We start from the raw sequence: 13896 nt of genomic DNA, 5'->3' as shown, positions 1-13896 counted from the left end.
GACGTGAGCAATCCAATTGAATCGAAAAATCAGCAAAGTGAGGGGTCCATCCCTCACTTTTTTTGTTTTATCTGTATGACTGAAATGAAAAAGAAGAAAGCGGAACGGCATCATGACATGATGTTGCGAAAAAATGATAAATCCTTCTTTCCGATTATCAAGATGAAGGGGGTAAGAAGGTACTACAGTTAACCTGCGCCTGATTTCGGTCATTTACTCTGTCTGTAGGGAGGAAACCAACATGAAGGAACAAACGACGATCGTGGGCGATCTCGTGGAAGTTCTCAAGAAAAGTAAGAAGTGGATGTTCGTGAGTATGGTTCTCGTCGGACTCCTGGCTTACTATGTGAGCACTTCATTCATCCAGCCGAAGTATGAGGCGTCCACACAAGTTCTACTCGTTACACAACAAGAAGACAACCGCGTAGACAGTTCGGAAGTGTTATCCTCGCTCTCACTTGTCAATACGTATCGCGTCATCATGAAGAGTCCGGCTGTTCTTGAGAAGGTAAAAGAACAGGTGCCGAACGCACCAGACCCGCTCTCGGAGGCACTCACCGTAGAAAGTGAAGAGGAATCGCAAGTCATCAATGTGTTCGTCACCGCGAACGACCCCGTCGTAGCAGCGGAAACGGCCAATGTGATCAGTGAAGTGTTCGTTTCTGAAATCCCGGACCTGATGAACATCGACAACGTTCGAATTTTATCTCCAGCCGAAATTCCGGAGGCGCCTGTCTCGCCGAACGTGCTGCTCAACACGGCGATCGGTCTATTCGCCGGATTCCTGTTGGGTGGGTTCATCGGTCTGTTACGCCACGTCTTTGATAAACGCATCCGGAACGAGCAAGAAGCGGAACGGTTGCTGGACTTGCCGGTCATCGGGTCGATTCCGACAATCGAACGTCGGGATTTGAAAACGAAAAATGTGAAGGAAGCGACACCCCAAGTGAAAGGAGACGTTTCGCATGTTCGGTCGAAAAAAGAACGCCAATCGTCTTGATTATAAAAAACGGGATCTCGTCACGTTGGCGAATCCGAAGTCACCGATCTCTGAACAATATCGGACGATTCGGACCAATCTAGAGTTCACGTCCGTCGGTCATAAATTACAGATGATCACCATCACCTCCGCCTCGTCCGGGGAAGGGAAGTCGACCACGGCGGCGAACCTAGGGGTCGTCTATGCGCAACTCGGAAAAAATGTCGTCATCATCGATTGTGATATGCGCAAACCGACGGCACACCAAACGTTCCAGTTGTCAGCCCATGCGGGACTATCTACCGTATTGGCCGGTCGGGTCACCCTCGAACATGCGCTTCAAAAAACGGATATCCCGCGCCTGACTTTGCTTGCGGCCGGTCCGATTCCACCGAATCCGACCGAATTGATCGCCTCGTCACGCATGACGGACCTCCTCAGTGATTTGCGTGAACAGTTTGATATCGTGATCGTCGATACGCCTCCGATGATGCACGTCGCCGATGCTCGACTGTTGGCCAACGTATCCGACGGGACGATTCTCGTGATCGGCTGCGAGAACTCAGATCGTCAGCTCGTCCTGAAGGCGAAAGAGCAACTTGAACGGACCGGGTCACAACTTCTCGGACTCGTCCTCAACAAGCGTTCTTCTCGTGATACGAACACCTACTACGCATACGAGTGAGGTGTCAGACATGAATATTCTTCACATCAATGCCATCAACGAAGTGAAAAGCACCGGTCGGATGTGTAAAGAGCTCGCATCCGTTCATGCCTCTTCTGGACACCACGTCCGAATCGCCCATGCGACCGGGCCAGTGACCGAGACGAGTGTGGTGGTTGGACAGGCGTGGGAAACGAAACGGCATGCCCTCCACGCCCGCGTGACGGGGCGTCAAGGTTATACGTCCAAACAATCGACCGCTGACTTGATCGCCTTCATGGACAGATTTCGGCCGGACGTGGTTCACCTTCATAATCTTCACGCCAATTACCTTCATCTTCAGACGTTGTTTGAGTATTTGGCGAAGCGGGACATCGCCACCGTCATGACGCTCCACGACTGCTGGCTATTCACCGGGAAATGTACGCACTACACGACGGTCGGGTGTGAGCGCTGGAAGGACGGATGTGGACAATGCCCGCTCTTAAAAGAAGACATTCCGAGCTGGTTTTTAGACCGGACCGGTGAGATGTTGGCGGACAAGCGACAATGGTACGATGCCATCCCTCGCTTGGCGGTAGTCGGAGTATCGGATTGGATCACGATGGAAGCCCACTTCTCGATTTTGCAACATGCGTCCATCATTCGTCGCATCCACAACTGGGTCGATTTAGAGACGTTCACGCCGAAAGAGCCAGGCCCACTTCGGGCACGCCTCGGATTGACGGGACAGCACATTCTTCTCGGCGTGGCGAGCCATTGGACCGAGGCGAAAGGACTGTCTGCCTTCATGGAGTTGGCCAAGGCCAGACCGTCCGACCAAATCGTCTTAGTCGGACAGATGCCAGAACAACATGACCTGCCGGCGAACGTGCTTCGCATTCAAGAGACGCATGACCCAAGCGAATTGGCTTCGTACTATGCCGCGGCAGACGTCTTGTTGAACCTGTCAGAGGAAGAGTCATTTGGAAACGTGACGGCAGAGGCGCTCGCATGCGGCACGCCAGTCCTCGTCCTCGATTCCACGGCCAGTCCGGAACTCGTGACCGAACGGACCGGCGTCGTCGTCGCCACACGATCGGTCAACGATGTGATGGACGGACTCGATCGTCTCCATCACGCCTCGATCTCACGAATCGCTTGTGCGAACGAAGCGCGTCAACGGTTCGACTTGTTCGAGCGGGCACAGGATTACCTGCACGTGTACGAGGAGCTGCAAACCGAGAAAGTGAGGAACGCCTTATGACACCACTCGTATCCATCATCATCCCCGTCTATAACGGGAGCGATTATTTACGGACTTGTATCGACAGCGCCTTGGCCCAGACGCATCCTGCGATTGAAGTGATCGTCGTCAACGACGGCTCGACCGATGAGGGAAAGACGGCGGCGATCGCCACAAGTTACGGCAATCAAATTCGCTACGTGGAAAAGGAGAATGGAGGCGTCTCGAGTGCGTTGAATCGTGGAATTGAAGAGATGAGCGGAGACTACTTCTCCTGGCTCAGCCACGATGACGTGTATGCGCCGACAAAGATTGAACGACAGCTCGATGTGATGCGCGAGCAACATCTCCCGATGAACCAGACGATCGTCGTGACAGGGACGGCGTTCATTGACGAAAAGGGGGAGGCGATTCGACGGGTGCAACGGAAAGTGAGCGGATTCTATTCGAGTCAGGACATGTTCCGTCACTTGTTGTTGTCCTCGACTTTGAACGGATGCGCGCTCTTGATTCCGCGACAAGCGTTCGAACATCGGCGTTTCTCGCTAGAGGACCGCTTCATCCAAGACTGGATCTGCTGGGTCGAGTTGGCGCTCGACGGGTTCGACTTTTACGTCATGCGTGAGCCGCTCGTCTATTCACGGATTCACGGCGAGCAACAGACGAAAAAAATCGCACACCGGGCCACGATGGAATCGAATCGCTATTTGAAGCGGCTACTCCAGGACGTCGAGGTCCGTGATAACGGAGAAGAATTGACCGCTATCATTCTGAAGCACACGTTCAAGGAAAATGCGGCGGACGTACGGGAACAGTACTTAACGACACATGATGTGAATCGTTACTTTGGACCGATGGAATATCGGTGGCTTCGCTGGAACGGCATCTTGTTTTCAAACCTGCTGTCTCTATATCGGGGGATGACCAATCTGATCTATCGCTAGAAAGGAGGGATTGAGATGACGATCTATTTAGTCAATATGGCGCTGTTGGTCGGTTGGGGAATGTTGTTGATCCGTCACGAGATTCCGAGTCGCCGGGCTTGGTTCGTATCGTTCGCCACGATTCAATGGATCGTCTTGTCAGGCTTCCGAGACGTCACGGTCGGGGCCGATACCGCGCAGTACAAGGCACTCTTCCTTCAGTCGCAAACGTTGCCGCTCGGTGCGTTCACCGACCGCTTCTTTGAAATTGTCTTCACGGAGAGCGAGGACCCGGGGTTCTACCTGTTCCAACGTCTCATTCAGTACGTGATCACGGACTATCAAGTGTATCTCGTGCTCATCGCGATGATCTTCATGATCCCGCTCGGCTATTTCATCTATAAATACTCGAGCGAACCGCTCATCAGCTTCCTGCTCTTTTCGGTCCTCTTCTACGAATTCTTCGCCGTCACCGGGTTACGGCAAACGGTGGCGACCGCGCTCGTCGTGCTCGTCGGCTACCATTTCGTGCGGGCGCGGAAGTTAGGCTGGTTCCTCCTGCTCGTATGCATCGCCATGACGATTCATAAATCTTCGCTCATCTTCGTCCCGTTCTACTTTTTAGCGAACAAGCAACTGACCAAAGCGTATTTGATGACCATGTTCGGGGTCATCGTCGGATTGTTCGTCTTCCGGAATCCATTCTTCGACCTGCTCGTCCAAGTGTCTGGCTACGATACGTACAGCGCCATGGACGGGGCCGGGGCGGTCAACTTCAGTCTGATGTTGCTCTCCGTCCTCTTCGTGGCATTATGGCGAAAAGATCAAATTCTGGCGAACAATCCATCCGCCATCCATTTCTTCAATGCGCTGTTACTCGCCGCCTGTCTCTTGCCGTTGACGTTCTTGAACCCATCCATGATGAGGCTCGTTCAATACTTCTCGCTCTTCTTGCTGTTGATGATTCCGGAGATTGTCGGCACGTTCGAGCGGCGGGAACGACTCGTCGTCTATTACTCGGCGGTCATGTTGCTCGGTCTCTTGTTCATTCGCGAAGCGCCGGTGTATTCGTTCTTTTGGTAACACGAGGAGGTGAAGCATATGTCGACACGCATGACGCTAGACGAGGCAGCCAGTAACCGTAAAATCAAGATTGGGGCGGTCATGTCCTACACGCAAATCTTTTTCGGCATCTTATCCGGTCTCATCTATACGCCGTGGATGATTCATGAGATCGGGCAGGCGAGTTACGGGTTGTATATGCTGACCATCTCGCTCATCAGTATGTTCGCGATGGACTTCGGGCTCGATGCGGCCGTCTCACGATTCATGAGCAAGTATATGGCGGAGGGGGACCACGAGCGGGCAGGACGATTTTTAGGCATCGCCTATAAACTGTTCATCGCCATCTCGCTCGTCCTCTTCCTAATCCTCACCGTCGTCTACTTCTTCTTGGACTCGATTTACTCGAGTCTGACGGCGACCGAGCTCGACCAGTTGAAAGTGCTCTATGTCATCGCGGGACTGTTCATCGTCGTCTCGTTCCCGACGAAGCCATTCTCTGGCATTCTCGTATCCCATGAACAATTCCTCTTCTCGAGTGCCCTGCATCTCGCTGAGAAGGTCGGGACGGTCGCCTTGATGGTCACCGCGCTTCTTCTCGGCTATGGGTTGTACGCCCTCGTCATCGTCAATGCGCTGGTCGGCACAATCGTCTTACTCATCGAGTACGTCTTCATTCGGCGCAAGACTCTCGTCCGTGCCAACTTTCAGAATCGAGAGAAGGGGATTTATCGGGACATCTTTAGCTTCACGTCCTGGAGCACGATCACGCTCGTCGCCCAACGCTTCGTGTTGAACATCACCCCGAGCCTACTGGGGATTCTAGCAGGCAGTGCCTCGATTGCCCTCTTTTCCGTAGGGATGGTCATCGAAGGGTATGTCTGGACCATCGCGGCCTCGCTCGGTTACTTATTCCTTCCGAAGGTCAGTCGAATGTTGTCCCGAAACGATCGTGAGGCCATCGGCTACCTCTTCGTCCGCATCGGTCGGATTCAACTGTATATCGTCGGACTCATCCTCGCCTCGTTCTTCATCCTCGGTCGCGAGTTCATGCACCTATGGGTCGGACCAGACTTCACCGACTCCTACGTCATCGCCCTTCTCTTGATTGCACCGAGTGTGATCACATTGACGCAAGACATCGGCAATACGACACTCATTGCCGAGAACAAAGTGAAGTATCGGGCGTTCGCTGCCCTCATCGTGGCCGCCATCAGTATGACGCTCTCACCACTGTTGATTCCACACTTTGGTCCGATCGGTGCGGCCATCGCCATTTGTATCGGCAACATCGTCGGACTCGTCTTCTATATGAACGTGATTTACCATCGGGTCCTCGGTCTCGACATCCTCGACTTTTTCCGCAAGTGCCATCTGAAGCTCTTGCCCGGTATTCTCCTGTACACGCTCATCGGCTGGGGAATCCAGTTCTTCTTCCCGTCCTCGAATTGGTTCGGCTTCGGGGTGAAGGGAATCGTGCTCATCAGTATTTACGCAATAATCATGTGGGGACTCGCATTTGATGAGACGGAGAAAGCCATGTTCCGCCAAGTGTTCGCTCAATTGAAACTACGCATCCTATCCATTCACCACACATCCTAGGAGGGAACAAGATGAAACGACTCAAGGTCATGACGATTGTTGGTACCAGACCCGAAATCATTCGATTGTCCGCCGTGATGGCACGTCTCGAAGCCTCCGAGGCAATCGACCATGTGCTCGTTCATACGGGACAAAACTATGACTATGAATTGAATCAGATTTTCTTTGAAGACTTCGGACTCCGGACACCGGACTATGTGTTAGACGCCTCAGCGGATGGTCCGATGGCGACGATTGGGAATATCCTCATCGCCATCGATCCCGTGCTCGCATCTGTTCGTCCGGACGCGGTCTTGTTACTCGGGGACACGAACAGCTGTCTCGCAGCCATCGCCGCGAAGCGCCACCACATCCCCATCTTTCACATGGAGGCGGGGAATCGCTGTTTTGACGAACGGGTCCCAGAGGAGACGAATCGTCGCATCGTCGACCATATCGCTGACATCAATCTGACCTATAGCGACATCGCACGCGAGTATCTGCTTCGTGAAGGGTTACCGGCGGACCGCATCATCAAGACGGGGAGCCCGATGTACGAGGTGCTCCATCGTCAACGGGAGAAAATCGAGCGGTCAGACGTGCTCGAGCGGCTCGACTTGGAGCGAGATGCCTATTTCGTCGTATCGGCCCATCGCGATGAAAACATCAGTGATGACGAGAACTTTTTCGATCTGGTCGACACGCTCAATGCGGTCGCGACCACGTATCAGCTCCCTCTCATCGTCAGCACCCACCCCCGGACGGCAAAACGTATTCGTGAGAGCGGGGTGCGTCTCCATCCGAACATTCGCACCCTCAAACCGCTCGGCTTCAGTGACTACGTCCACCTGCAACTCCATGCGAAGGCCGTGTTGTCGGACAGCGGAACCATCAGTGAAGAGAGCTCGATTCTTGGAATCAAAGGATTGAATATCCGACAAGCGCATGAGCGTCCGGAGGCGATGGAGGAAGGGGCGGCGATGATGGTCGGATTGAAGCGGGAGCGAGTGCTTCAGGCGCTTCGAATCTTAGAAGAGACGAATGGCTCGATGCGACTCGTGAGCGATTACGCCATGCCGAACGTCTCCGATAAAGTGCTCCGCATCTTGTTGTCCTACACGGACTATGTGATGCGAGAGGTGTGGAAACAGCACACGGTGTCGACCGAGAAGAAAGAGGTGTGAGCCATGGACTATATGACGTTCAAACGAATCTTTGACGGGACGCTCAGCGGAGTGGCGCTCCTTCTTCTCGCACCGATTCTGCTCCTTATCGCCCTCTTGATCAAAATCGATTCGAGAGGTCCCGTCTTCTTCAAACAGGAGCGCATCGGGTTACGGGAGACACGTTTTTGGATGTATAAGTTCCGGACGATGCATCAGGATACCCCGAATGATGTCCCGACACATTTGTTCAACGACTCCACGAAACATATCACGCGCGTCGGAGCGTTTCTTCGCAAGACGAGTCTCGATGAATTGCCACAGCTCGTCAACATTTTAAAAGGCGAGATGGCCATCGTCGGACCGAGACCCGCACTGTGGAACCAAGATGACTTGGTCGAGGCCCGTCGACAAGTGGGTGCGACAGAAGCGCTACCGGGGCTGACCGGATGGGCACAGGTGAAGGGTCGAGATGAGCTTCCGATTGAGGTGAAGGCGAAACTCGACGGGGAGTACGTGCGCCAGATGAGCTTTTGGTTCGATCTGCGCTGTATCGCCTTGACCGTTCGGAACGTCTTACTCCGGGAAGGGATCGTGGAAGGGGCGCCCCCACCGAGCCCGTCGTCTGAAGAAAAGAAGATGATGCATGTTGCGAAAAAATGATAACGGTTTCCATTAAGTTACCAATTTAAGTGAGACCAACCGGGTAAATGATGACATACCGCTCTTCCTACATCTGAGACTAGACATCTACGAAAGGAGCCTTCTTATGTTTTCCAACAAAACATTGCTCATCACGGGTGGGACGGGATCGTTCGGCAATGCCGTGATGGAGCGATTCCTCGATACGAACATCAAAGAGATTCGCATCTTTTCACGGGATGAGAAGAAACAAGAAGACATTCGCAATCGCTATCATCATGACAAGTTAAAATTCTACATTGGTGATGTAAGGGACCCGAACAGCGTCAAAAATGCCATGTACGGCGTCGATTACGTCTTCCATGCGGCGGCACTGAAACAAGTTCCCTCGTGTGAGTTTTTCCCAATCGAAGCGGTGAAGACGAATATTCTCGGTACGGAAAACGTCTTGAATGCCGCCGTCGAAGCGGGTGTGGAGAAGGTCATCTGTCTCTCGACGGATAAGGCGGCCTACCCGATCAATGCGATGGGAATCTCCAAAGCGATGATGGAAAAAGTCTTCGTCGCCAAGGCCCGTGCGGTCGGACCAGACCGCACGCTCATCTGCGGGACCCGTTACGGGAACGTGATGGCCTCGCGTGGGTCGGTCATTCCATTATTCGTGGAACAGATTAAAAAAGGGGAGCCGCTCACCGTGACCGATCCGCTCATGACACGTTTCTTGATGAGTCTGGCCGATGCGGTCGAGCTCGTCGTCTTCGCATTCCATCATGCGCATGCCGGTGACATCATGGTCCAAAAATCACCTGCCTCGACAATCGGTGTACTCGCCGAAGCCGTGAAGCAACTGTTCAGGGTTGATCTTCCCATCAAAGTCATCGGGACCCGTCACGGCGAGAAAGCGTTCGAGACGTTGATGACCCGGGAAGAAAAAGTCGTCTCCGAGGACATGGGTGGATTCTTCCGCGTCCCGGCCGACAATCGAGACTTGAACTACGAGAAGTACTTCAGTGAAGGCAGTCAGGAACTGACGGTTCAAGGTGAGTACAACTCGAACAATACGAGACAGCTCGATGTGGAGGAAGTGAAGGAACTCTTGTTAACGTTACCTTACATTCAGGAAGAACTCGCGAAATGGACGATTCCCGCTTCCGCGAAACGAATCGGGTGAGCGTGATGACCAGACAACGACTCGTCTTCTTATCCAACATCGCTTCCCCGTATCAAGTAAAATTCGCTGACGTGCTTCAAGAGCACTTTGATACCGAGTTTTGGTTTTATAAACAAATCACCGATCAGCGACCTGACTGGTGGATCATCCCACTCGGTAAACGCTGTCGCGTCTTGAGAGGATCGTATTTCTCGAAAAAAACGAACTATCTGTCGCTCGACGTCTTTCTCCAGCTCATCCGATTTCGACCGCATATCTTGCTGCTAGCCGGATTCACCCCGTTCCATGCCCTGCTCTTACAGATCGTCAAACTGTTCGGGGTGCGTGTCGTCGTCATGAGCGAACCGATTCGAAATGTACGGGGCGAGACGAGCGGCGAATCGACATTATTGACAAGAGAGAACGGCTTGCACAAGACGACGCGGATTCATCGACTGTTCAAGCGGACCGATTTGATTTTTGGAATGGGGAACGTCGCACGCGATCAATTTATCAAGGAACTCGGTTTTCCTTCCGAACGAGTCGTTTCGGCACCCTATCCGATTGATATCGAGACGCACATGTCGCACCCGTTACGTCAGAAAGGGTCAAACGACCCGATTCATCTGTTGTTTGCCAATCGCTTAATTGAACGTTATCAACCGCTCGTCGCTTTAAAAGCGTATCGTATCTTGAAAGAAGAATATCCGAACCTTTCCATGTCGCTCAATCGCGACGGACATCTCGCAGATGCATGTCGTCGATATATCGAGGATGAGCAATTGACGGACGTCACGTTCCTTGACGAAATCGAGTCGTGGGACGGGTTGAATCTCGTTTACCGAAGTTCAGATATTCTCGTGTTGCCGGCGACCTATTCGAACGGAAATCTCAGCATCGTTGAAGCCTGTGCGTCCGGGATGGGCATCGTCGTCAGCCACGACGTTAACAACGTCGCGCGTCATCTTCACGAAGGAATCAACTGTTACAAATGCGAACCGACTGTAGCATCGCTCGTGACCGAACTGAAACACTATCTCGACCATCCCGAACGATTGACGGTTCACGGACAGCGATCAAAAGAGCTCGTGACACCGCGACTGAACGCAAACACGGCTGCCGTCTACGTCGATTTGCTCCAACGACTCTATCGCAAAGGAGATTCTCACCATGCTGAAGCTGCTGTTGCTCGGGGGAGCGATGCATCAAGTTCCCATCATCCAAAAAGCGAAACAACAAGGGATATTCACCGTTCTCTGTGACTATTTACCGGATAATCCAGGTCGACTCGTAGCCGACCGTTATTACTGTACGAGCACCCTTGATCGGGAGGCGGTCCTCGCCATCGCGAGAGAGGAAGGCATCGATGGGATTGTCGCCTATGCCTCCGATCCGGCGGCGCGAACGGCCGCCTATGTTGGAGAAGCGCTCGGGTTAGTGACGAACTCGCTTGAAACGGTCGAAACGTTGACGAATAAAGCGAAGTTTCGGACATTCCTACAGCAACATGGCTTTGCCGTCCCGAAAACCTTTGCGTTCACCGACGTGGAAACGGCGGTCGAGACGTTACGGAATCGAGCAGGTGATTACATCATCAAACCGGCCGACGCCTCTGGGAGTAAAGGAATCAGCAAGTGGAGTCGTAAAAATGGGACTGACGAGCAGCTTCGTCTTCAGCTACGATCCGCCTTTGCGATGTCGTTTAATCAGGAAGTGGTCGTGGAGGAGTTTATCACGCGAGACGGCTATCAAATAGGTGGTGATGGGTTTGTCGTCGACGGGGAGTTGGTGTTTCGTTGTTTCGGAAACGGACACTTCAATGTGAACGGAGTCAACCCGTTCGCCCCGATCAGTGCGAGTTTCCCGAGTGTACATCCGCCTCACGTGCTTGAGCGAGTCCATCAGACGTTGCAACGCATGTTGACTGAAGTCGGCTTCAAGCAAGGGGCGTTCAACTTCGACATCTTCGTCAAAGGAGAAGACGTCTATCTGATGGATATCGGTCCACGGAACGGAGGGAATTACATCCCACAAATCATCGAACAAGCGACAGGCGTCGACTTGGTTCAGGCGACGATTGATGTCGCACTCGGGATGCCGGTGACGATCGAGATGAAACCAGTGACCGTACCGTCTGCCTATTTCATCATCGGCAGTCAAGAAACGGGGCGATTCATGGGCGTCCATTTCGATGAAGACGCATATACGATTCGACAAGCGAACATCTATTATAACGTCGGAGATGTGGTCCCGCGCTTCGAAGGGGCAAATCAAGCACTCGGTAGTTTGATTCTAGAGTTTGAAGACGTCGAGACGATGCTTCGATTCGTCGAACATCCCGAGCGATGGCTGACCTTACACATCAAGTCGACCGAAGAAACGGAGGGAGAATCATGGACATCGTCGTCACCGGTGCGAACGGTTTTTTAGGAAGACACCTCGTCCACGCCTTGGAGCGGGCTGGGCATCTCGTCCTCCCGATCACCCGTTCGACCTCATCCATGGAACGAAGCAGCTATCTGCGTCGAGCGGACGCCGTCTATCATGTGGCCGGAGTGAACCGTCCCGAACGAGTCGAAGAATTCACGACGGGAAACGTCGACTTGACCGAGGCGATCGCAACCGAATTGCTGTCCTATAATCCGGTCCCCGTCTTTTTCGCCTCGTCGATTCAAGCGACTCAAGACAATCCTTACGGAAACAGTAAACGAGAAGCGGAGGACATGTTGCGGCTGTACGGTCAACGGAGCGGGGCACCGGTTCACATATATCGGCTCCCGAACCTGTTCGGCAAATGGGGGCGACCTTTCTATAACAGTGCGGTCACGACGTTTTGTTATCAAATTGCACGAGGAGAGGAGATCACGGTCACACATCCCAATCACGTGTTGACGCTCGCCCATGTCGATGACGTCGTCGCATCGTTTGTAGGGGCGTTGCATAAAACAGAAAGCACTGATTCAGATGTCCCGACACACCAGATCACATTATTCGACCTTGCCCGAATGATTGAATCGTTCGAAGCTGTCCGAATGGCTAGAGGGGTACCGGATGTATCGGATCCTTTTACGAAAAAGCTGTACAGCACGTACTTAAGTTACTTGCCGAAAGAACGGATGGTCACGCCTCTCTTGATGCATCAGGACGTGCGGGGATCGTTCACAGAACTGTTCAAAACGCCTGATCGTGGTCAAATCTCCGTCAACGTGGCCAAACCCGGAATCACAAAAGGGGAGCACTGGCATGAGTCGAAACATGAACAATTCATCGTCGTCAGCGGTGAAGGCGTGATTCGGCTCCGGTTGATGGACCAAGATCAAATCATCTCGTTCCATGTCAGTGAAGAACAGCTTGAAGTCATCGAGATTCCGCCAGGTTACGTCCATCATATCGAAAACACGGGCGTGAAAGATTTAGTGACGGTGATGTGGGTGAACGAGCCGTTCGACGCGAGTCAACCGGACACCTATCGAGCCACTGTCGCACAAGACGCGGAAGTCTCATAAAGGAGGGATTCATCATGGTCATGGTGAGCATCAACTGCATCACATACAATCACGAGAAGTACATCGCTCAGGCGATTGAAGGCTTTTTGTCACAGCGCACGAACTTCGAGGTCGAGATTCTGATCCATGATGACGCCTCGACGGATCGGACGGCAGACATCATCCGGGAATACGTTCAGAAATATCCTGAAAAATTCAACGTCATCTATCAGACGGAGAATCAATATTCAAAAGGCGTGTTCATTGCTCGGTTGAACGAGGAGCGGGCACGCGGCAAATACATCGCGGCATGTGACGGGGACGATTATTGGACGGACCCGTACAAATTGCAAAAACAAGTCGACTATATGGAAGCCCATCCGGACTGTACACTTTGTTTCCACGATGCGTACGTTGAGACAGGTGGAAAGCTCCACACGAACTGGCACGTCATTCCATGGATGCCGGAAAATCGAAAGCTCGCCTCATCCGTGCCCCGGACGTATGACGCCGGTGAATTACAGTTACTCGGGTTCGTTCCCACGATGTCCATGTTGTATGTGAACGATTTCCATGACGCCCCGCGATGGCTCGAAGAGACGCCGGCGCGAGATGCATCGATTCGTTTGTATATCACGAGCAAGGGATACGCCTACTACATGCCGGAAGTGATGAGTGTCTATCGCTACGAGGTCGAAGGGTCGGCGACGACCATTTGGAACGAGGGGAATGTCGAACGTGACGTGAAGCGACATGAGGAGTTCATTCGGTTTATTAACTTATTTGATGCCTATACCGATGGGAAATACCATCAAGAACTGGAGTTGTCCCGGATTTCCTTTGAAGTAGGGCTCCACCGATTGAAGGGAGAGTATGATGCGTTACGTTCTACTCGATATGACGCGTATCTGAATCGATTCGTCGGAATCGATCGAATCCGACCTTACCTGATGATCAAGCAGCCACATTTAACGGAGTGGCTGATTAAAATACGAAATCGGGCATTCGCTTAAACGAAAGGA

General features: G+C 52.6%; 13 protein-coding genes. All 13 read left to right on the top strand.

Translation table 11 applies throughout. The features are described 5' to 3' along the window. Nucleotides 1-241 precede the first annotated feature (241 nt). A complete protein-coding gene (locus KNO65_RS08900) occupies nucleotides 242-1000 on the top strand; it encodes a YveK family protein (RefSeq protein WP_047794883.1) in 759 nt (252 codons plus the stop codon). Beyond that, nucleotides 966-1664, top strand: coding sequence for a CpsD/CapB family tyrosine-protein kinase (locus tag KNO65_RS08895; protein WP_047794884.1), 699 nt, complete (start codon nucleotides 966-968; stop codon nucleotides 1662-1664). The genes KNO65_RS08900 and KNO65_RS08895 overlap by 35 nt, the downstream gene beginning before the upstream one ends. Before the next feature lie 10 nt (nucleotides 1665-1674). Next, nucleotides 1675-2889, top strand: coding sequence for a glycosyltransferase (locus KNO65_RS08890; RefSeq protein ID WP_214783446.1), 1215 nt, complete (start codon nucleotides 1675-1677; stop codon nucleotides 2887-2889). Continuing rightward, complete coding sequence (locus tag KNO65_RS08885; RefSeq protein ID WP_214783443.1) at nucleotides 2886-3812, top strand: glycosyltransferase family 2 protein; 927 nt, start codon at nucleotides 2886-2888, stop codon at nucleotides 3810-3812. Before KNO65_RS08890 ends, KNO65_RS08885 begins: the two co-directional genes overlap by 4 nt. A 15-nt stretch (nucleotides 3813-3827) precedes the next feature. Continuing rightward, nucleotides 3828-4874, top strand: a complete 1047-nt coding sequence (locus tag KNO65_RS08880; protein WP_031422416.1) for an EpsG family protein — start codon at nucleotides 3828-3830, stop codon at nucleotides 4872-4874. Nucleotides 4875-4892: 18 nt separating this feature from the next. Next, nucleotides 4893-6455 carry an oligosaccharide flippase family protein gene (locus tag KNO65_RS08875; RefSeq protein ID WP_214783440.1) on the top strand — a complete coding sequence of 521 codons (1563 nt, stop codon included), beginning with the start codon at nucleotides 4893-4895 and terminating at the stop codon, nucleotides 6453-6455. An 11-nt stretch (nucleotides 6456-6466) separates the two neighbouring features. Then, nucleotides 6467-7618, top strand: a complete 1152-nt coding sequence (wecB, locus tag KNO65_RS08870; RefSeq protein WP_214783437.1) for a non-hydrolyzing UDP-N-acetylglucosamine 2-epimerase — start codon at nucleotides 6467-6469, stop codon at nucleotides 7616-7618. Between the two features lie 3 nt (nucleotides 7619-7621). Then, nucleotides 7622-8260, top strand: coding sequence for a sugar transferase (locus tag KNO65_RS08865; protein ID WP_012727239.1), 639 nt, complete (start codon nucleotides 7622-7624; stop codon nucleotides 8258-8260). 106 nt (nucleotides 8261-8366) lie between these two features. Then, a complete protein-coding gene (locus KNO65_RS08860; RefSeq protein ID WP_214783434.1) occupies nucleotides 8367-9410 on the top strand; it encodes a polysaccharide biosynthesis protein in 1044 nt (347 codons plus the stop codon). Nucleotides 9411-9415: 5 nt separating this feature from the next. After that, nucleotides 9416-10651 (top strand): glycosyltransferase family 4 protein, encoded by a 1236-nt coding sequence (locus tag KNO65_RS08855; RefSeq protein WP_251131699.1) that lies wholly within the window; start codon nucleotides 9416-9418, stop codon nucleotides 10649-10651. After that, complete coding sequence (locus KNO65_RS08850) at nucleotides 10560-11819, top strand: ATP-grasp domain-containing protein (protein WP_251131698.1); 1260 nt, start codon at nucleotides 10560-10562, stop codon at nucleotides 11817-11819. Before KNO65_RS08855 ends, KNO65_RS08850 begins: the two co-directional genes overlap by 92 nt. Then, nucleotides 11783-12895 carry a polysaccharide biosynthesis C-terminal domain-containing protein gene (locus tag KNO65_RS08845; RefSeq protein ID WP_214783429.1) on the top strand — a complete coding sequence of 371 codons (1113 nt, stop codon included), beginning with the start codon at nucleotides 11783-11785 and terminating at the stop codon, nucleotides 12893-12895. Before KNO65_RS08850 ends, KNO65_RS08845 begins: the two co-directional genes overlap by 37 nt. A 14-nt stretch (nucleotides 12896-12909) precedes the next feature. Next, entirely contained in the window at nucleotides 12910-13887 is a 978-nt protein-coding gene (locus KNO65_RS08840) for a glycosyltransferase family 2 protein (protein ID WP_214783426.1), read from the top strand. Nucleotides 13888-13896 lie beyond the last annotated feature (9 nt).

The organism is Exiguobacterium sp. S3, from assembly GCF_018617295.1.
Classification (GTDB): domain Bacteria; phylum Bacillota; class Bacilli; order Exiguobacteriales; family Exiguobacteriaceae; genus Exiguobacterium; species Exiguobacterium profundum.
The sequence above is the reverse complement of the archived record's forward strand: the minus strand, read 5'-3'. Positions and strand labels throughout refer to the sequence as shown.